Source organism: Cryobacterium aureum (assembly GCF_002954245.1).
Classification (GTDB): domain Bacteria; phylum Actinomycetota; class Actinomycetes; order Actinomycetales; family Microbacteriaceae; genus Cryobacterium; species Cryobacterium aureum.
The window spans coordinates 1-18,668 of sequence record NZ_PPTG01000025.1 but is presented as its reverse complement, the minus strand read 5'-3'; the positions used below and the strand labels follow the sequence as shown (position 1 = coordinate 18,668).

At 65.6% G+C, this 18,668-nt stretch carries 16 protein-coding genes; 12 read left to right on the top strand and 4 right to left on the bottom strand.

What is annotated here, in order from left to right:
* Positions 1-9 precede the first annotated feature (9 nt).
* The 11 genes from CJ028_RS08970 (at position 10) to CJ028_RS08920 (ending at position 12,127) form a co-directional block, all read left to right on the top strand.
* Entirely contained in the window at positions 10-2,454 is a 2,445-nt protein-coding gene (locus tag CJ028_RS08970; RefSeq protein ID WP_105034919.1) for a GAP1-N2 domain-containing protein, read from the top strand.
* On the top strand, positions 2,442-4,157 hold the full coding sequence (locus CJ028_RS08965; RefSeq protein ID WP_129590444.1) for a TRAFAC clade GTPase domain-containing protein: 1,716 nt from the start codon (positions 2,442-2,444) through the stop codon (positions 4,155-4,157). Before CJ028_RS08970 ends, CJ028_RS08965 begins: the two co-directional genes overlap by 13 nt.
* A gap of 11 nt (positions 4,158-4,168) precedes the next feature.
* Positions 4,169-4,390, top strand: a complete 222-nt coding sequence (locus CJ028_RS08960; RefSeq protein ID WP_105034917.1) for a hypothetical protein — start codon at positions 4,169-4,171, stop codon at positions 4,388-4,390.
* A gap of 115 nt (positions 4,391-4,505) precedes the next feature.
* Complete coding sequence (locus CJ028_RS08955; protein ID WP_129590443.1) at positions 4,506-5,183, top strand: hypothetical protein; 678 nt, start codon at positions 4,506-4,508, stop codon at positions 5,181-5,183.
* A 14-nt stretch (positions 5,184-5,197) separates the two neighbouring features.
* Complete coding sequence (locus CJ028_RS08950) at positions 5,198-5,902, top strand: toxin glutamine deamidase domain-containing protein (RefSeq protein WP_105034915.1); 705 nt, start codon at positions 5,198-5,200, stop codon at positions 5,900-5,902.
* Positions 5,896-6,159 (top strand): hypothetical protein, encoded by a 264-nt coding sequence (locus tag CJ028_RS08945; RefSeq protein ID WP_105034914.1) that lies wholly within the window; start codon positions 5,896-5,898, stop codon positions 6,157-6,159. Before CJ028_RS08950 ends, CJ028_RS08945 begins: the two co-directional genes overlap by 7 nt.
* Entirely contained in the window at positions 6,152-8,935 is a 2,784-nt protein-coding gene (locus CJ028_RS08940) for an ATP-binding protein (RefSeq protein ID WP_105034913.1), read from the top strand. Before CJ028_RS08945 ends, CJ028_RS08940 begins: the two co-directional genes overlap by 8 nt.
* A gap of 17 nt (positions 8,936-8,952) precedes the next feature.
* Entirely contained in the window at positions 8,953-10,539 is a 1,587-nt protein-coding gene (locus CJ028_RS08935) for an Hsp70 family protein (protein ID WP_161498937.1), read from the top strand.
* A 1-nt stretch (position 10,540) separates the two neighbouring features.
* Positions 10,541-11,140 carry a vWA domain-containing protein gene (locus tag CJ028_RS08930; RefSeq protein WP_105034911.1) on the top strand — a complete coding sequence of 200 codons (600 nt, stop codon included), beginning with the start codon at positions 10,541-10,543 and terminating at the stop codon, positions 11,138-11,140.
* A gap of 274 nt (positions 11,141-11,414) precedes the next feature.
* Positions 11,415-11,774, top strand: a complete 360-nt coding sequence (locus CJ028_RS08925; RefSeq protein WP_105034910.1) for a YidH family protein — start codon at positions 11,415-11,417, stop codon at positions 11,772-11,774.
* Positions 11,775-11,779: 5 nt separating this feature from the next.
* Positions 11,780-12,127, top strand: a complete 348-nt coding sequence (locus CJ028_RS08920; RefSeq protein WP_240607184.1) for a DUF202 domain-containing protein — start codon at positions 11,780-11,782, stop codon at positions 12,125-12,127.
* A 40-nt stretch (positions 12,128-12,167) separates the two neighbouring features.
* Here the strand turns inward: CJ028_RS08920 and CJ028_RS08915 are convergent, their stop codons facing one another.
* The 4 genes from CJ028_RS08915 to CJ028_RS08900 form a co-directional block, all read right to left on the bottom strand.
* Positions 12,168-13,223 carry a BadF/BadG/BcrA/BcrD ATPase family protein gene (locus tag CJ028_RS08915; protein ID WP_105034909.1) on the bottom strand — a complete coding sequence of 352 codons (1,056 nt, stop codon included), beginning with the start codon at positions 13,221-13,223 and terminating at the stop codon, positions 12,168-12,170.
* Entirely contained in the window at positions 13,223-14,116 is an 894-nt protein-coding gene (locus CJ028_RS08910; protein ID WP_105034908.1) for a carbohydrate ABC transporter permease, read from the bottom strand. Before CJ028_RS08910 ends, CJ028_RS08915 begins: the two co-directional genes overlap by 1 nt.
* On the bottom strand, positions 14,113-15,069 hold the full coding sequence (locus tag CJ028_RS08905) for a carbohydrate ABC transporter permease (protein WP_105034907.1): 957 nt from the start codon (positions 15,067-15,069) through the stop codon (positions 14,113-14,115). The genes CJ028_RS08910 and CJ028_RS08905 overlap by 4 nt, the downstream gene beginning before the upstream one ends.
* Before the next feature lie 87 nt (positions 15,070-15,156).
* Positions 15,157-16,425 (bottom strand): extracellular solute-binding protein, encoded by a 1,269-nt coding sequence (locus CJ028_RS08900; RefSeq protein ID WP_105034906.1) that lies wholly within the window; start codon positions 16,423-16,425, stop codon positions 15,157-15,159.
* 267 nt (positions 16,426-16,692) lie between these two features.
* Here CJ028_RS08900 and CJ028_RS08895 point away from each other — a divergent pair, with 267 nt between their 5' ends.
* A complete protein-coding gene (locus CJ028_RS08895) occupies positions 16,693-18,498 on the top strand; it encodes a family 20 glycosylhydrolase (protein WP_105034905.1) in 1,806 nt (601 codons plus the stop codon).
* Positions 18,499-18,668 lie beyond the last annotated feature (170 nt).

Sequence of the window (18,668 nt, the reverse complement as noted above, 5' to 3'; positions counted from 1 at the left end):
GCGAACGACGTGTTCGAAGTACTCGTATACACCGACTGCTCGACGCAGGAGTCCGTGAACGGCAAATCTGGCTTTCAGTTCATCGCGAGCTCTCCGGGCGCGACACTTTCCGACCAGACGTACTCGTGCGAGAAACTCCAGCACCCCGTGCCGATGAACCTGCCGTCACGAGATTGGCTGGAACACCCGGCGACGTGCGCCTATGCCCGGCACGGTGACCGCATGTATATCAGTCGGGGTGCCAGCACCGGTGACACTATCAGTGGTCGGCCAGGGAACCAGCTCACGGTGACGGTGACGACCTCGGATGTGACCGACGTGCTGCCCCATCGCCCAGCACAGTTGTTTACGGCGCCGGACTGGTCCTTCGAACGCCCGCATTCTCAGTGCGCTGTGCCGTGGCTGGCTCCGCTGGAAATCGAGGAGGATTTCGAGATTCCGGCCCTGCACAGCTTCGTCGCGCTCGACCCTTGGAGCGCCGCAGCGCTGCCGAGCGTTCTCACAATGCTCGAACAGACGCAAGCCACGCCACGCGTTCGCCTCGTGATCAAACACCCTGATCAGCGCACGGTCATGCGATGGGTTTCACTGCTGTCACATTTCCTCGACGGAGATGCAGCGCTCGACCTCGAGTTTCGCGTCTTCGCTGAGAATCCGCTGGCCGCTTCCGCGCACATCGTTGGCGCTCATCCGCTGCTCAGTCCGACTCTCACCGTGGCCCGAAGCCGCGAGCTCGGGGTCAACCTTCTCGACCTCGAGGCCCGAGAGCACACCGACGTGCCGCCCAGCGAGACCGCCACCCGCCACGCGCGCTGGTTTCTCTCGGCAGACCCATTCGAGTCGCTCGACGCGATCGAGACGAGTAAACGGTGGGCGCGCTCCATGGGTTCGCTGCTCGCCGCTCGGGCTGCCGAGCTGACGACCATGACGTCGTCAGACAGGACGGTCGGCGTGAGCGAACTGCGCACGGCTGTTGCGGCCGTTGTCGCGCTGGCGGAGGCCGGAGCCGTCGATGAGCTCGAAGCGTACGGTGACGAATTCGCCGACATCATCGCCAGCTGCCCGCCCGGGGGCGACGATGAGATGCTCTCGCTCGATGCGGCTGTTCGGGCCGCGGGCCTGGTCGGCAACGAGGAACTGGCACAGAGCCTCGCCCTCGCAGCGATCGAGTGGGCCGCGGCACGACCGACCGCGGCCGCGGTCTGGGCTGTGGCCACCGCAAACCGGGCCGGAGCGGCACGGCTCACCTGGCCCGATGCCGAGGCACGGGCTCATGCCGCATCCCTGCTCGCCGGCGTGCTGTCGGACAGCGCACCGGCGAACCTGCCAGCCACTTTCGAACTCGCGCAAACGTTGAACACCGGCATTTCTGCCGATGCGATCGCCGAGCCGATCGAGCGGCTCGCAAAGTTGTGGCTGCACGAGCCGGGACTCGCAGCGCGCAGCACGCGCTGGGTTGAGTGTGACGCGGTTATCCGTGCCGTCACGGCCTGCCTCATCGCGGGCCTGTCCAGCGGTGACGCCACCGTCATCCGCTCATTCCAGGCCGGAGCCTGGGCCTGGCTCGCGCCGTCGCCCTGGGTATTCGATGCCGCGCATCCCCTGACGGCCTGGTTTGGCGCTCGTGAGCTCGTCGGAGCCACCCCGGAGCGGCGAATGGAGGTATTGGCCACGATGCAGTTGGCCGTTGCCGCCGACGCCTGGCCGCTGTTTCTTCGCACGCGAGAAGGGCTGCGTGCCACTGAAGTTGTCAGCTGGCTGAAGGCTCACCGCACGATCGATCCGCAGCTTGCCGCGGAGATCGAGGCCCATCTCAGCGATACTCGCCAGCACCCGACGTGGGCGCACGGGGGCGGGGCCCTGGTTATCCGGGCACTCGACAGGGTGGAGTCGCGTGAGCTGCCCGCTTCCCTGCAGGCGCGCAGCGCGCACCAGAGAGCGGTTTTGGCACTCTTCGAGCGCGCCGCAGCGGAGCGCAAAATCAACCCCAACCCGGCCCTCGATGCTCTCGCCGAGTACGACGATCTCGGGGGCCTCTACGGAGAATGGATCGTCAAGGCGATTCTGGAATCAGCCGATCCGCGGCACGCTATCACGCTCGCCCGCGGGCACGACCGCGAATTACAAGAGAGAATGGCGACAATCTTAGAACGCTACCTCCGCATGGGCCGCACCGACATGCTCGCCATCTCGGCGCGTCTGCTCGAACCCGATCTCGGCGCCTGGGGTGACGCCGCGCGCCGAGCGCTCGACACTGTCTGGGACGACCACAGCACGGAGAAGCTTCGTGCCCAGATGCTGGTCCAAATCGGCGGGCATCTCGACGATCAGGGCCGGGTATCTCTTGACGACTACCTCGCAGACCAGGCCAAGGGCCGGTTCACCCGCAGCGCGGTGCGGCGAGCGCGAACCCTCTTCGGCGCGGACAACCGGGGGTCATCATGGAAGAGTTAGTGGGGTGGTTGCTCGTCGGAGGGGCCATAGTGGCCATCGTCGGATTCGTGCTCTGGCTCGTGTTTATCGCCGTCGTGCGCGTGCTGTCGTTCGTACTCATCTACTGGGCCTGCGTCTTTGTCGGAAGCATGATCGTGGGCGTGATTGTCGGCGTGCTTCTGCCATTGCGGGTGCTGGCCGGCAAAGGGCACGGAACCCTACGGCAGATTGTGCCGCAGGATCTTGTTGACGGACGAGTGGCCGGGGCGAAGCCGGCCGGGCCGAATCGCGAGCACGGCTGGGACCGTGCCTGGCCAAACTACATGCCCTACCAGGCCAAGGAAGACGCGAAGGCGGTCGGCGGGGAAGTCGCAGACCACACCAAGTGGCTGTGGAGCTGGCTCGTCGCCAAAGGACCAACCGCTGCCAAAGGGTCCCTCCGCACCCGCTCCAAGAAAGTGCCCGCGGCGCGAATATTCGGCGGCGTGCCTCGACTGCTCTGGTGGGCTCTGATCGGGGCTGGAGCCAGCGGATATACGGTCGGCCTGTATGCATCCGCTGCAACGTGGTTTGCGGTGATGGGCGTGATCGGGGTCTTGTCGACGATCCTGCAAAAGGTGGCTCTACTGCTCGCGCGCGCTGGCGACGTTCTCGCGCGTCGGCGGCAGCGAGCCTCGATGATGTGCACGGACTGTTACGGCGAGTCGACCCTTCCCGGCTTCCGATGTTCCGCGCCAGCCTGCACGATCACTCACTGGACCATGCTCCCAGGCCCGCTCGGGTCGATCTCTCGTCGTTGCGAGTGCGGTCAGCAGCTGCCCAACACCGTTCGGCGCGCGGCGCGCGAGCTTCGACCGTTTTGCCCCTACTGCGGCTCGGAGCTGGTTGTCGGCAGCGGTGCACGACAGACGATCCAGCTAGCTGTGATCGGCAGTATGGGGGCCGGCAAATCCCGTCTGCTCGATGCGATCACTATTGAATTGGAAAAAGTGTTAACCGAGCTGGGAGGGACGCTCACACCGCTGAATGACCGGGCACGGGAGCATCAGGTTCAAGCACAATCGCGCCTCCAGCAGCACGCGGCGAACCCGAAGACCGCTCACGTGCAACCTGTCGGCCTCCCGTTCGCTCTCACGCGCGGATCAACCACCGTCGAAGCGCAGATCATGGACGTCGCGGGTGAGGCATTCAGCACCTGGAATGAGACCGCGAAATTGCGCTATCTGGACAGCGCCAATGGGATTGTGCTCGCCCTCGATGCGCTGGCACTTCCAGAAGTCCGCGCTGTGCTGCGTCGATCGTCGTTCGCGAACAGCGTGCTCCTGGCGTCGGGAGATCAAGAAGAGGCCTATGCAGCTGCCGTCGACCGGATGCGTGCCGACCAGGTGCGCACGGAAAAGCGCGGCCTCGCCGTGGTGCTCACGAAGGCCGATCTTCTCGTGCGTCTACCCACCGGCGGCTCGCTCACGAGCGGCGAGAGCACCGCCATTCGGAGCTGGCTGGTGGCCAACGGTGCCGAGCTGATGGTGCGCCGCTTCGAGAAAGACTTTCGCCAGGTGCGCTACTTCGTGGCCGACTCCATGGAGGTACGCGACATACGCGACCCACTCAATCCCTGGTGGACCATGGACTGGCTACTCGGCCAATCGCGCTCGTCGTTGAAGCTCGGCACCGCGCTGACCATCCCCGTGAAACGTGTCGCGCCCGATCCAGTCAAGGTCTGAGAGACAAACTCATGAAAAACGGGATTCCCTTCGCGTATCGGCTCTACCGCGACACTTGGAGCGCGCTGCACTTCGCCCTCGTTGTCATCGCATTCACCGCAGTGGCCATGTGGCTGCTCGACGGTGGCCGAGGCCTGCAAATAGCCTCCGATTTCTGGCTGACCTTGAGCAATATGCAACAGACCATCACACGGGTCATTCGGTTTCCCTGGGAGCCTGCCGATGGAAGTTGAATGCCCCAAGTGCACCGGAACACTCACGCCCTCCGGCATTTGCCTGCGCTGCGGGTTCCGGCCGCGAGCTGGCTCCGCCGGGGCGCCGGCACCCTCTGCCGCATATTCGGCCCCGATGCCCCGACCGACGGGTGCGCCTGCACCGGTTGGGCCGGCGGTATCACCCCCGCCCACGCCATCCGCTGCATCGTATTCGTCGGCCACCCCGCCGACCGGCGCACCGGGCCCGGTGGCCAACGCCGCTACCAGCCCTGCAGCCAGCACCCTCCACGTTCGTATTCGCGGAATCATCACGGAAATCGGCGCCGAGCGCTTCGAGTCGGTCAGCCTGAACGGTGCGGCAATGTCCAAACAGTTCAGCCAGGGATGCCTCATGGCGCCGTTCCGGGCCCTGGGAATAGTCCTCGGCCTGTTGTTCGCCCCGCTGCGGATGCTGCTCATCCCCAGCGTCAGGGGTGGCGGCTCCCGCACCGAGCAACCGAACCGCCTGGAAATTCCGGCCACTCCGTTTGTGCTCACCGAGGTCGGGGGCGTTCACCACGATTGCATCCTGCGCGGTGAACTACGTGGCGGGTTTCTGAAACTCGGCGAAGATGTCATTGTCACCGGCCGGATTGACCGGGCCAGGGTTCTGCGCGTCGACCGCGTGGAAAGTCAGATCACGGGAGCCGTCACAACCGGGTGGGTCGATCCGCGGGCCCGGCTGTCTACCGCCAGAACCGTCGCCGGGATCGTGCTCGTGGTCATGCTCGTGTTCCTCCTACTTTTCTTGGGCGGAGCGTTTTCGCGGTGAGCAGGGCGTCTGGAATGGAATCGACATCGTTCGAATCGGAACCCGCACCCGCCCGCATGGAGGCAACCCCGGCACTCGAGCATTTCGAACCCGAACGCGTCGAGGGCAGCGCCGCTGAGAACCCGTCGTTCCGAGAGCGCCCGGCGTACGAGTTTCGTCAGCAGCACACCGAGCAGTTCATTGGCGGCACGAATTGGCGCGCCGAGCGGCCGATCCCGGAGTTCTCCTCACCGGATCGACTGATCGAGCAGGTCAACCCCGATTTCGGCGATCACTCGCGCATCTACGACGTGAACTGTGCTGATTGCGCTCGCAGCTTCGAACAGTCCTGGCGCGGACGGCTCGAGGAAGCTGCCGGACGCACACCCGAGATCGGGCCCGAGGGGCTCGAACCCAGCGGCGAATCCTCCTCGATCACCGAGGAATGGGCAGGAGAGCGGATGCAGGACGCGCGCGACCCGGAGCTGCTCCGGTTTCAGCTGCAGGAAGCCGGTCATGGTGCCAGCGCGATTGTGCACACGTCATATGTCGACCACAACGGTGTTCCCGGTGGCCATGCCTACAACGTGGCCAACGATCACGGCGAGATTCGGGTGTGTGATGCCCAAAGGCACGTCACGTTCCCCTGGACGCCCACGACCATCCATGCGGAGCTTCGCGACTTCGACACCACTCATCGGGCCATCGCCTGGAACGACCGGGGAGCGCGCATATGGTGACTCAGATCGATGAACAGGAGGCACGGCGCGAGCTGCGCAATCTGAGTTCGGAGGCCTCCAACCCGGCCAACTACGCCGCGGCGCGACGCGCACGAGGATGGCTATTCGGCTGGCGCACCGATCGAGGCTCAGCACCGATGGGAACCCGCGCCTGGGTCGTCGCCGACAACGGTCGCGGGCGCATGCTTGACCTTCGCGACCGTGCGGATGAGGTGATCGAGGCGCTGCTCGCGGAGTACACGCCCACGAATGGCTGATCCGCGCCTGACCGATCTGCTCGGCGTTGGCGTGCCGTCCGGCACGCCCGATGCCGAGCGGGCGCTGAGCGCGCTGAGCGCAGACCCGGCTCCCGGCGCTCGATTCCGTGCACCGAACGTTCCCGGGGACAACACCTGGCTGCGCATCACGGCTGTTCCCAGCGCCGAAGAAGTGGATGCCTTTCTCGCCGTCCTCGGCTCAGCCGGCGGCGGCCTCGCAAACTTCACCGTGTTGATTCAGCATGGTGAGACGACGGGCATCCGCTTGTATCTGTCTGGAGGTCACCCGGCGATCACCGCGCGCGTGCGCAACCAGATCGCGCCGCGGTGCGACGCTGTCTGGGAGGTGCCGTCGCGTGCCTGGCGATCGTGGGCGGGTTTCGGCATTAGCTACCGCGTTCAGGCTGAGCTGGGGCGCGAATCTGCGCAGAAGCCGCAGCACACCGGGCTTCTGGAGCATCTCTCCACGGTCACCGGAACCTGGTGCGTGGTGCTTGAGTTTCGCTCGGTTCACCAACTGGAGGTGCGCGATGCCCAGCAGAGCGCGGTAACGCTGAGCCAGGTCGCGGCCGAGCACCTGACGACCGCACTCCAGGAGCACGCCAATAGAACGGTGACCACGGTCTCGGCCGGATGGAGCCGGGTTCAGCAGTGGGCGGCCGTGCTTCTCGCCCAGCTCGCGCAGGGTGGTGCCGTCGGGGCGTGGAAGACTGCCGCGTGGGCCTTCGGCGCGGAACAATGGACAACCCATCAGGTCGTCGCAGCACTTCGAGGTGCCATTCCGGAAGAGCAGGGGCGGCGCTTTATGGCCTTTGACGCGCCCATTGATGCTGCGGCCAGCTCTGACCCGTTATCGATGCTGTCGTCTCCTGAATGCAGCGCGATGTTGGCTTCCCCGCGCGCGTCGTTGCAGGGCCTCGCGGTCAGACCTGCTCCTCCAGCGGCCCGCCGCCCCGACACATCCGGTCGAAGCCTGACTCTCGGCCGCTCGTGGTCGACCGATTTGCCCGCGACGATTGGTCTCGCCGACTTGGAGGGTCATGCCTTCGTAACGGGCACTACAGGCTCAGGTAAGACCACGACCCTGCACCGCTTGCTCGCGGAGGCCTGGAACGGGCATGGGATTCCCTTTCTCGTGATCGATCCGGTCAAAGACGAGTACACGAGTGCGGCGGCGCTCTTCCGTGGGGGTATCACGTCGGTCTCCGGCGGCGAGCTGAGCCTCAATCTGCTGCAACCCGGTCGCGGGGAGGACCCCCGCCGACACCTGATGCAGGTTGCCCAGGCTTTTCGTGGCTCGTTCAGTATGCCGTCGCCGACACCGTACGTGGTGACCAAACTCTTCGACAGTATTGCGATGCAGCCCGGCGGGCCGGACGGGACCGAACTGCACGACGTTCGCGACGCGGTTGATCCGCTCGTGCGCAGCCTTGGTTATGCAGCGGAAGCGCAGTCGAACATTCGCGCGTCACTGCTGACACGACTCGAACTCTTGCTTGCCCCGACGCGCGCGCACCGGTTTGCCTGGTCGAATTCGGCCATGATCGACGCACTTTTCGACAGACCTACCGTGGTCACCCTTGCGGACCTCGTCGACGATGAAGAACGTTCATTTGTCGTTTTGCTCCTGGCCCTCGCGACCTGGTCGCGGGCTCGTGCACGGAAGCGCCCAAAGGCAGTGGAGCACTTGCTGGTGCTCGAGGAAGCACATCGAGTGCTGCCGGAGATCCCAGTTGCCGTCGCCTCCGCCGACGGAGTTGGTGGAAGCGCCCAGGCAGCGTCTGCGGAATTGCTCACGAGCATGCTCGCCGAAGTGCGCAGTTTCGGCGAACAGGTCATTGTGGTGGATCAGAGTCCGGCGAAGGTCGCTGCCGACGTCGTGCGAAACACCAACCTGAAAATCATCCATAGAACGGTCGCGGCCGAAGATCAGCGCACAGCCGGAACGAGCGTCGGGCTGCGCGAAAGCGAGGTCGGTCTGCTCGGGAGCCTGGCTCGCGGGCAGGCGATCCTGTCAACGAGGCAGGAGCCCTCGCCGCAGACGATCGCGATCGATCCGGCTACACCGACTGACCTCCCGGCGCGGCTCCGCACGGTCACGAGAGCTGTCGCAAACTGGCCGTGTTGTGGCGGGGCCGCCCCTGAGCAGCATTTCGGCGCGTGGCGAGCGGCTGAGCTCGCGGACCCGTTGATGGCGCTTTTCGTGCTGGCGTGCCGCGTGGGGGATGAAGATCACGCCGATAATGCCCGCAACGCGGTTCTCCGTCGGCTCCGGGTTCATGAGCGAAGCCTGAACGTGCGCGCGGACTGCCTGGCGTGGGCCGGGCTACGCCGACTGTTCGTTGCCGAGCGTCAGGAAGGCCTGCTCCCGCGCGCAGCTGCGGTCGCCGGTCAGCTCTCGACCGTGTTCGCGATCTGGCTCGCGGAGGCACCACCGTTCCCGGGTACCGCCACGGCTTTCTCGGTTCCCAGAACGGGATCGAACTTTTTGTGCCCGGATTGCGGACGGGCCTGCCATGTGCGCGTGCCCGCGTGGCGGGCAGCCCAAGACGGCCCTCGAACCGGGCTACTCGCCCTGGCGGCCCCGACATGGCGGTCAGATCTCTCTTCCGTTGCGGACTGGGCTATCACCGAGCGGAAGCGGTTGGGCGCACTGCTCGGCGAGTCCGGGACGGACACCGTGATTCGCTGCCAGGTCGACCAGGCCGTCGCTCGCTTTCGACTCACGGCCGACGTTGCCGACCATCTTCTCAACCGCGCCGGCATCAGCCGTTAGACGACCTAAGGACAACCATGAAGATTCCCATCGGCATCGACCTCGGCACGACTTTCTCCGTGGTCGCGCACGTCAGCGACGACGGTTCCATCAGGTTGCTCGACAACGACGAAGGCGCGGCACTGACGCCGTCGGTCGTGTACTTCGAAGCTGCGGGCCGTGTCGTCGTCGGCACCGAGGCTAAGGCGAGCGTGTCGGTGCAGCCCGATCGTGTGGTGGCCAAAATCAAACGTGAAATGGGACGCGATTTTGCGCTGACCTTCGATGGCGAGACCTATGGACCGGAGGGCATTTCGGCCATTATCCTGCGGGCGCTCGCGCAGAGCGCGAGCCGTGAGCTGGGGGTCGACCCCGCGGACCTCGTCGCGGTCGTGACGGTTCCCGCCTATTTCGGCACGACCGAGCGTGAGGCAACTGCGGCTGCCGCCAAGATTGCCGGGCTGTCGACCATCGACCTGGTCGCAGAGCCGGTCGCCGCCGCACTCTCCTACGGTGTCGGAGTTGGGGCAACCGATCGAGGGTCGGTTCTCGTTTACGACCTCGGCGGCGGAACCTTCGATGCCACGGTCATCGAGCTGACCGCTGGCGGGCCCAAGGTCGTGTCGGTCGATGGCGCGAGCCAATTGGGAGGAGTCGACTTCGACCAGATACTCGGCGATCTCCTCATCGGCCGCTACGTCACGGCCACGGGCGATGACGGCGCGCTCGACGACGAGGAATTCATACTCAGCGTGTATGCGCTCGCGGAAGACGTCAAGAAGAAGTTGTCACGAACAGAGACAGCGTCGCTCCCCCTGCGTCGCGAGGGCCAATCGGCGAAGGTGGCCGTGGAGCGCGCAGAGTTCACTGCAGCGACGGCAAATCTGGTCAATGAGACGCTCACGGTTGTCGATCGCGCTATCGCCGCTGCGATCGCGAAGGGTGCCTCACGTCCGTCCCAGGTACTGCTCACCGGCGGGTCGTCGCGAATGCCCGCCGTCACCTCGGCGCTCGAGGGGCATTTGCGTCTCCCGGTGCGCCTCAGCGACCCGGATACCGCGGTTGCCAAAGGTGCGGCGATCCACTGCCGAGCACTGCTGAGGCGCACTGAACCCGCAACCGAGAACAGGCTTCTGGGCAGTTCCACGGCCGAGCGAATCCTGGATAGTGCCCCGTTGCAATCCGTGCTCGCCAGAGCACTCGGCATCAAATTGCACGACAGCACGGACCCCGAGGGCAAACGCGTCATGGTGAAGCACCTGATCGATTCGAATACAGCGCTTCCGGTAGCGGGGGTCACCGCTCGATTCGCGACAGTCGTTGACGGCCAGTCAAAGGTTCGAATTGAACTCATGGAGCAGGCCGGAGCGGTTTCTGCACCGGATTTATCGTTCAACCGACGAATTCTGGATGGCGAGCTGACCGGTCTGCCAGCGAGCCTCCCGGCCGGCTCCCCAATCGAGGTGCAGCTCACCGTCGGTCTCGACGGTCGTATCTCGTGCATTGCCCGCGAACCCCGTTCCGGACAAGAACTCACATTGGAGTCCTACATGGAAGGCGTGGCCGATGGCAATGAATCCGAACAACAGCAACGTGCGGTGTCCGGACTGATGGTGAGGGGTTAACGTGCAGTGGACCAAGAAGAACTTCGACGCGGTCGGATTGACGCAGTACCCCGTGGGTCGCGAGTTCGCGGCTCTACAGGATCAGTTTGGCGGTTCCGTCATTCTGTGTCTGGACGTAAGCGGATCTATGTCCGGAGCTCGCCTGCCGCAGGCCGTGAGCGGTTGCCATCGTTTCGTCGCTGAAGCGGTCGCAGCTGGCTACGACGTGGCAGGACTGCTCTGGCATCTTGGGGTCGCCGGCCATACAGAGCTGTCGCGCGATCCGCGGGCTGCGGACGCCCTGTTCTCGACGGCGTTTGCAAGCGGCGGAAACAACATCGTCCCGGCGTTGCACCAGTGCGAATCGCAGTTCGAGGGCCGGACTGGAGACCGGGTCATCGCAATTTTTGGCGATGGCGATCTCGGGGATGCTGGCACGGCCGTTCGCGAAGCTCGGCGCCTCGCTGACAAAGGCATCCGAGTGCTCACCTGCGGTCTCGGTGACGCCAGTGCCGCCGAGCTCGGATCGATCTCGACCGAGCCTGTGGCAGCCAGAGTCGCACGTTCGGACGGGATCGCCGATGCCATCGCCGGTATGGCGGACGGTTTGCGTCGTGGATAGGTCGGCAATCGTTTCACGCGCTTTCCTTGTGTCAATAGCGCTGCCGGGCGGCTTCGCAGAGCAGGGAACACTCCATTCAGTAGAGCGTTGCTACGACCATATGACTTTGCCCACGGGTCGGTGGGGGAAAGTCACGGGTCGGCGGGTCGTCAGGTCGGCAGGTCGGCAGGTCGGCAGCGCGGGTTCACGCGTTTTGCTTGTGCCTCTCGCGCTGACGGATGCCGCACCCAGGTCGCCGCACGGCCGCCATTGCCCACCGGTATGCTCGGAGGATATGAGATCACGGTTTCCGCGCAAGGTCTTTGAGGTTGGCGACGAGCCCGATCCACGTTTCAGCCTCGCCAACGAGCGCACCTTTCTGGCCTGGATTCGAACGTCCCTCGCGCTGCTGCTCGCCGGCGTTGCGCTGGAAGCGCTGGATGCCCCGATCCAGGCCGAGATCCGCCTCGCCTCGGCGCTCATCTTCATTGCACTCGGTCTGGTGTCGATCGTGCACGCCTGGTGGTCGTGGGCCGCAACCGAGCGGTCCATGCGCCTGGTGCAGCCACTGCCCGGGCTCGCCGTCGGAGCCATCATCACCAGTGGCGCGGCCATCGCGATCGTCGGCATCATCATCGGGAGCCTGCTGGTGTGAGCGGGATGCGAATTTTCGAGTCGGGGCTGCAGCCGGAGCGCACGCTCCTCGCCTGGCGACGCACCTGCCTCGTGCTCGCGCTGGGAGTCGCCGTCTCGATTCGATTCGGCGCCATCACCGACCCGCTGATGGCAGTGCTGATCGGCGTGCCCACTCTCGCACTCGTCGGCGGTGCCTATGCGTTCACCTCGATCCGCTACCACCGGGCCACAAGGGCCCTGATGGACAACCCGACCGCGGCCATCAGCGGGGGCAAGGCCGTGGCGGCGGTGACGCTCACCGCCCTGCTGATCGGGCTCGCCGCACTCGTCTTTGTCGTCTCCCAGTCGGCGGTGCTGGCGGGCTGGCTGTAGACATTGACGAACTCGTGCGCGGTGCCGCACGACGGCCAGGTCAGTCGGCTGCCGGCAGGACCGTCGTGATGAAAGGCGGATGGTGCGGCACCGCACCGGGATTCAGCACGAGGTGCCGGGCCAGTACTGCTGCTCCCTGGAGTGAGCCGCCCCCGCCCAGGTGCACATGCACCCCGGGGAGGAGCCGTTCCGCTGCGGCGTTGAAGGGATCGGTGAGCAGTCGCCCGGCCGCCAGCAGACCACCGACCAGGGCAACGCGCTGGGGCAGCTCGGGGGTCAGCGCCGCCTGAGCCGTTTCGGCCAGCGCCTGGCCGGCGCGGTGCCACACCGCTGCGGCCACGGCGTCACCGGCGTTGGCGGCCTCGACCATCGCGGGCACGAACGTGGCCATGATCCCGGCACGGTCGTCGCGGGTGTACAGCAGCCGGGGCAGATCGTGCACCTCGCCGAGGTCGCGGGTAGCGAGCCCCAGCAGAAGCGCCGAACCTCCCGAGCGGCCGTCGTAGGCGCGCACCGCCGCCTGTAGACCCTGCATCCCGATCCAGGCGCCACCACCGGTGTCTCCGAGAAGGTGGCCCCAGCCGTCGACACGGTTCCAGACGGTGTTGAGGTCGCTGCCGAGCCCAACAACGCCGGTGCCGGCGGCCACGACGACTCCCCCGCCGATGCCGAGCGCACCCACCAGGGCGGTGACGGAATCGGAGGCGACCACTGTGCGGGCTTGTGGCCAGAGCGCGGCGATGGCGTCGGTGACGCGCGTGGGCCGGTCGACAAGTTCCATGAGGCCGCTCATGCCCACGACCACAGCGAGCGGTGAGCCGAGGCCTTGGGCGCGCCGCAGCTGGTCGCCGAGGCCGACGAGGGTGCCGATGAGCGCTTCGACGTCGATGCCGGAGGGGCCGACCATAACGGATGGCCCGGTCGCGCTCGCCAGCTCAAGGTTGGCCGCCAACGTGGGCGCGTGCGCGGAACCGACGTAAACACGGGAGCCCGAGCCACCGATGTCGATGGCCACATAGGGCGAGGCGTCGAGAACGGCGGCGCCGGGCGGCATCCGCTGGTCGGGAACCGGAGCATCCACTGCAGGAATCACCATCAGCCTTTCACTGCGCCAGCAACGAGGCCGGTGGCCATGCGGCCCTGCACGATAAGGAAGACGATGATGACCGGTATGGCGATCAGCGCGGAACCGGCCATGATGGCGCCCCAGTCGGTGGCCTCGTAGGTGACGTTGAATCGCTTGAGCCACAGCGGCAACGTCGCGGCACTGCTTTCTTTCATGATGACGAGGGCCAGGGTGTACTCGTTCCAGGAGGCCAGCAGGGCAAAGATTCCCGACGCCACCATGCCGGGTGCCAGCAGGGGAAAGGTGATGCGGAGGAAGGCACCGAAGCGGCTGCATCCGTCGATCATCGCCGCCTCCTCGAGCTCGATGGGGATGCCGTCGACGAAGCCCTTGAGCATCCAGATCGTGATGGGAACGGAGTGGCCCGCGTAGAGCAGGCTGAGACCGATGATGCTGTTGATCATGTCCCAGCTGTCGAGCATGCGGTACTGGGAGATGAAGAGGGCCTCAGCCGGGATCATCTGGATCACGAGAACCACGATGACCATTGCTGTGCGGCTGCGAAAACGGAACCGGCTGAGGGCCACGGCAGCCAGAAACGCGCTGAACAGGGCTACGACCACGGAGATAGCGGTGACGAGCGCGCTGACTCGCATGGCAGACCAGAAGGAGGCATCCCCGATGATGGTCGCGTAGTTGGAGAGGTCCAGGGGGAAGGGAAGGAATTGCGGTGTCGCCCCGTAAAGAGCGGCGTCGGTCTGAAAACTGCTGTTGATCATCCAGTAGACCGGAAAGGCCCAGAGCACGGCGAGGGCCACACCGCCAATATTGATGCCGATGCGGCCGAGACGACGGCGACGCCCGACGGCGGTGCTGCCGGTTCCGGAGTGAATCTGGGCGCTTCTCACCAGGGTCGATGTCATGAGACGTTTCCTTGCTTGACGAGGGAACGCACGTAACCCCAGCTGATGATGAGAGTGATGAGCAGCATGATCATAGCGACGGCCGACCCGGCACCGTAGTCGCCCTGGCCGAGCCCGATCTGGTACACGTAGGTGCCGAGCACGTTGGTGTCGGCGGACACTCCGCCGGAGTCCTGCAGCACCGAGATTTGGGTGAAGACCCGGATGTCCCAGATGATCTGCAGCAGGCCGACGAGCATGAGCACCGGCGCAATACCCGGCACAATTATGTTTCGGAAACGCTGCCAACCGGTGGCGCCGTCGAGCTGTGCCGCCTCGAGGATTTCCCCATCAATCTGGGTGAGTGAGGCGTAGACCATGAACATGACCAGGGGCACGCTCATCCAGATAATGACCGCCCCGGCGATCACGAAGAAGCTGCCAGCCTCGAGCAGCCAGGCGAAACCGTCGAACTGCTCGAAGCCCAGAGACACGAGCAGCCAGTTGACGACGCCGGTGCGGGTATTGAAAAGCCATTGCCACACCGTGAGGGACGACAGTACGGGAGTCGCCCAAGCCACGAGCATGGCGCTCTGTACCAGGATGCGCACCGGTTTGGTCAGCCGGGTGAGCAGCAGCGCCGTGGACACACCGATGGCCATGGTGAGGCCGGCGCAGGCGAAGCAGAACACCAGGGACCGCACCAGGACAACCCAGAACACCGGGTCGGCGGTCACGGCAGCGTAGTTGTCGAGCCCCACCCAGTCGGCCGGCTGGCCGAACTGCTGCTTCAGGCCGAATTTCTGGAAGGACATGATGAACTGGTTGGCCAGGGGATACCCCTGGGACACGATCACGATCAGCAACGCCGGCAGGCCGAGCAGCAACGGGATCAGGGCCGGAGAGCGACCGGTGACGGACTTCCTCGGTGCGGGGGCAGCGAGGGTGCGGGGCTGAGCGCGACTGAGTGTCATGCCTGACCTCCTTTCACAACAGGGCGGGTGGCGCGTCGATGCGACGGACTAAGGGCGGGCCGCACCGTTCGGGGTGCGGCCCGGATGTTAGTTGAGCAGGCTCTCGATCATGGCGTCGGTGTCGGCCGCGAGCTGGCTAACGTCGCCGCCCTGGGCGAGCTGGGTGAGCAGGTCGCGGATCACGTCGTTGCCTTCGACGGTGGCCCAGCCTTCGGCCGAGGGAGTCATGGCCGAGGCTTCAACGGCCTGCACCTCAACCTTGCCGACCTCGGTGGCTTCGAGCGGTGCGGCATAGCTGATGTTGCCGGGAACCCAGCCGCCGTCTGAGGCGAAGTAGCTCTGGAAAGTCTCACCTAAGGTGAGCGCGAGGGCCTCACGGGCGAGTTCCTGCTTGGGCGACTGCGCCGGGATGGCGATGTTCGACCCGCCCGCAAAAGCCTTGCCGGTGCTGCCGGCTGCGATGCCGGGGAGGGCGAAGACGCCCGTGTCTTCAAGCAGAGCAGGATCGATCTTGGCGTAGGCGTTGTTGAGCGCCACGAACATACCAGCCTGGCCGGCGTTGTAGCGCACGGCCGGCTGACGGGCCTCGTCCAGTGTGGCGGTATCGGCATCCGCCACGCCGTTCAGGTAGATATTTTGCAGGTCCTCGAGGGCGGCGATGCCCTCCGGAGTCGAGAGCGTGCCCTTCCAGGTGTCACCGTCGAGCTCGGCGAAGGTGCTGCCGTGGGTGTAGATCCAGCCCTGGGCAGCGCCGAAGTCCTTGGCCGGCAGGAAGATGCCGGAGAAGTTGTCTACGCCCTCCGGATTGGCCTGCTGCAGGGTGATGGCAGCCTCGGCAACCTCGGCGATCGTGGTCGGCACCGCGATACCAGCGGCTTGGAAGAGCGACTTACGGTAGTAGACGATGCGCGAGCCCGCGAAAAACGGTGCCGCGTACAGGGCGTCGTCGTAGGTGCCGGCCTCGACGAGGCTCGGGATGAGGTCTGAGCCGCCCAGTTCGTCTGTCATATCCGTGATGTCACTCAGCGCCCCGGCGGCGCTGAAGGTGATTACCTGAGAGTTGCCGAACTCGACGAGGTCGGGCGTCTGGCTGGGGCTGGCCAGGGTGGTCTGCAGCTTGGTGACGATGCCGTCCCAGTCCTGGATTTCGATCGTGAGCGTGGCGCCGTCGTGACTGTCGGCCCATTCGTCGACCAGCCAGTCCTGGGCCACCTGGGGAACATCCTCACGCATGAACCAGACCGTGAGGTCTTCGTTCGCGTTCGCGTCGGTGGAGCCGGCGCTGCAGCCGGCCAGCAACACGGAGCCGGTAAGGGCCAGGCCGATCGCGGCGCTGATCTTGCGGGACATTTTCATAGAAGTCTCCTTGGTGACGCGAGCTGACGAGCACGAAACGGATGAAGTATTTTTGTTAGTACATCATCTAAACAAATTCCCGTCAATGAAAATCGGCGTATTTGTTTGGAACCGCGTCAGGCTGTGGCACGAATTCGGGTTGGGGTCTGTCATCTGGCCACTCGGTTTAGTACGCTTTCCATACAAACCTCGTCCGCCCTGTTCGGGCACCGATCGTGATGCGTTCCTGCACAGTCGGTGCCCGCGTTCCTTCACCGATTGGACCCCGTGTCGCTCACTTTCTCGCTCTTTCCCCACCCGCGCAGCATTGAAGAGACCCCGGGTTCTGGGCCAGGCACCGGCGCCGCGCTTCGGGCGGAGGTAGACCTCACCCTGCCCACCGACGGGTTTCGCCTGCAGACCTCCCCCGCGGGCATTCTTCTGCAGCACGCCGACGCCGCTGGGCTGCGCTACGCCCAACAGGCGCTCGATCAGCTGCGCGCCTACCGCGATTTCGCTACCGTCGGCGTCGTCGTCGAAGACTGGCCCGACTTCGCCGTGCGCGGCTTCATGCTCGATATCAGCCGCGACCGGGTACCGACTCGGCGTACCCTCCTGCGTCTGATCGAGTTGCTCGATCTCGCCCGGATCAACCAGCTGGAGCTGTACACCGAGCACACTTTCGCCTACGCCGAGCACGGATCCGTCTGGGCTGAAGCATCCGCTCTCACCATCGACGACGTGCGGTGGATCGACGACCAGTGTGCCCGTCGTGGCATCGCCCTCGTGCCCAATCAAAACACCCTCGGGCACATGGAACGGTGGCTTAAGCATGCGCCCTACGCCCACCGCGCCGAAAACATCGAGGGTTTCGAACGGATGGGCGGGCACCGCGCCTCCAGCACCCTGGCGCCCACGGCAGAGAACGCCGATTTTGTCAACGAACTTCTCACCGAGCTGCTGCCCCTCTTTCGCTCCCAGCGCGTCAACGTGGGCGCCGACGAACCGTGGGAGCTGGGCCTCGGCGTGAGTGCAGCCGAGGTGAGCGAGCGCGGCCGAGGGCCGGTCTACTTCGACTACGTCTCCCGGGTGCTGCGGCATTGGACCGAGCAGGGATACGAAGTGGAGTTCTGGGCGGACGTCTTCGGCAACCACCCCGAATTGATGGGGCAGGTGCCAGCCGGCGCCATCCCCGTGGTCTGGCAGTACGATTCGGCCGAGCTCACTCGTGCCGTTGTCGAACGCGCTACCGACGCCCAGCGTGAGCTCTGGGCGGGCAGCGACCTCGACGTGACCGAGCTGCAGAGCGGTTTTCGGGGTCGAGCCATTGTGCTCACCGAGGCCGAGGAAAACTTTTGGGTCGCCCCCGGCACAAGCGCCTGGCAGTCCTTCACCGGTCGCATCGACAACGGTGTGGCCAACATGATCGACGCAGCCGAGATCGGCCTCGAGTTTCACGCCACCGGGTACATTAATACGTCCTGGGGCGACAATGGCTCGTACGACCCGCCGGCAATCTCGTTCGCCCCACTGCTGTTTGGCGGTGCCGTGAGCTGGAACCTCGCGGGCAACAGAGACCTCGATCTCGCGGACGTGCTCAACCGGCACGTCGTTCTGGACCAAAGCGGTATTACCGGACGGGTGCTCGTCGACATTGGGCGGGCCACCCACGCCCTCGACGCCCCGCTGCTCAACGCGAGCCAGCTCTTCACCGTGCTGCACCAGGGCGGGCGGCTCGCCGCCGATTCCTGGCCGGGCGCGGCCGGCATCGAACGCGCCGACGCTATCCTGGCCCAGGGCCTCAACGATCTCGACGGGGCCAACCCGGCGGCCCTGGACGGCGACTCGATCGTGCGCGAAACCCGCCTCGCCATTCGCTTCGCCCGGTTTGGGGCAGATATTCTGCGGCTGCGCCCGGGCGGCATCGACACGGTGCCGGCTGCGGAGGCCCGCGTTCTGCTGCACCGCTTCGACGCCCTGATCGAGGAGCACAGACAGACCTGGCTGCTGCGCGCACGGCCCGGTGGCCTCGCCGACAGCGTCGATCGCCTGGGTCGGATGCGCCTGGCGCTTGTGGCCCGCGCGGTGTGCTGAGTTAGATCTGGCCGGGCGGTATGGCCGGGCGGTCTGGCCGGTCGGTCGGGCCGGTCGGTCGGGCCGGCGGCTCGGGTCAGCGGCTCGGGTCAGCGGCTCGGGTCAGCGGCTCGAGTCAGCGGCTCGAGTCAGCGGCTCGGGTCGGGCGGGGCGGGTCGGCGCCTCGGGTC

Coding starts and splice junctions, on each gene's coding strand:
- CJ028_RS08965 (WP_129590444.1), top strand. CDS start 2,442: ATGGAAGAGTTAGTGGGGTGGTTGCTCGTCGGAGGGGCCATAGTGGCC.
- CJ028_RS08960 (WP_105034917.1), top strand. CDS start 4,169: ATGAAAAACGGGATTCCCTTCGCGTATCGGCTCTACCGCGACACTTGG.
- CJ028_RS08955 (WP_129590443.1), top strand. CDS start 4,506: ATGCCCCGACCGACGGGTGCGCCTGCACCGGTTGGGCCGGCGGTATCA.
- CJ028_RS08950 (WP_105034915.1), top strand. CDS start 5,198: ATGGAATCGACATCGTTCGAATCGGAACCCGCACCCGCCCGCATGGAG.
- CJ028_RS08945 (WP_105034914.1), top strand. CDS start 5,896: ATGGTGACTCAGATCGATGAACAGGAGGCACGGCGCGAGCTGCGCAAT.
- CJ028_RS08940 (WP_105034913.1), top strand. CDS start 6,152: ATGGCTGATCCGCGCCTGACCGATCTGCTCGGCGTTGGCGTGCCGTCC.
- CJ028_RS08935 (WP_161498937.1), top strand. CDS start 8,953: ATGAAGATTCCCATCGGCATCGACCTCGGCACGACTTTCTCCGTGGTC.
- CJ028_RS08925 (WP_105034910.1), top strand. CDS start 11,415: ATGAGATCACGGTTTCCGCGCAAGGTCTTTGAGGTTGGCGACGAGCCC.
- CJ028_RS08920 (WP_240607184.1), top strand. CDS start 11,780: ATGCGAATTTTCGAGTCGGGGCTGCAGCCGGAGCGCACGCTCCTCGCC.
- CJ028_RS08915 (WP_105034909.1), bottom strand. CDS start 13,223: ATGGTGATTCCTGCAGTGGATGCTCCGGTTCCCGACCAGCGGATGCCG.
- CJ028_RS08910 (WP_105034908.1), bottom strand. CDS start 14,116: ATGACATCGACCCTGGTGAGAAGCGCCCAGATTCACTCCGGAACCGGC.
- CJ028_RS08905 (WP_105034907.1), bottom strand. CDS start 15,069: ATGACACTCAGTCGCGCTCAGCCCCGCACCCTCGCTGCCCCCGCACCG.
- CJ028_RS08900 (WP_105034906.1), bottom strand. CDS start 16,425: ATGAAAATGTCCCGCAAGATCAGCGCCGCGATCGGCCTGGCCCTTACC.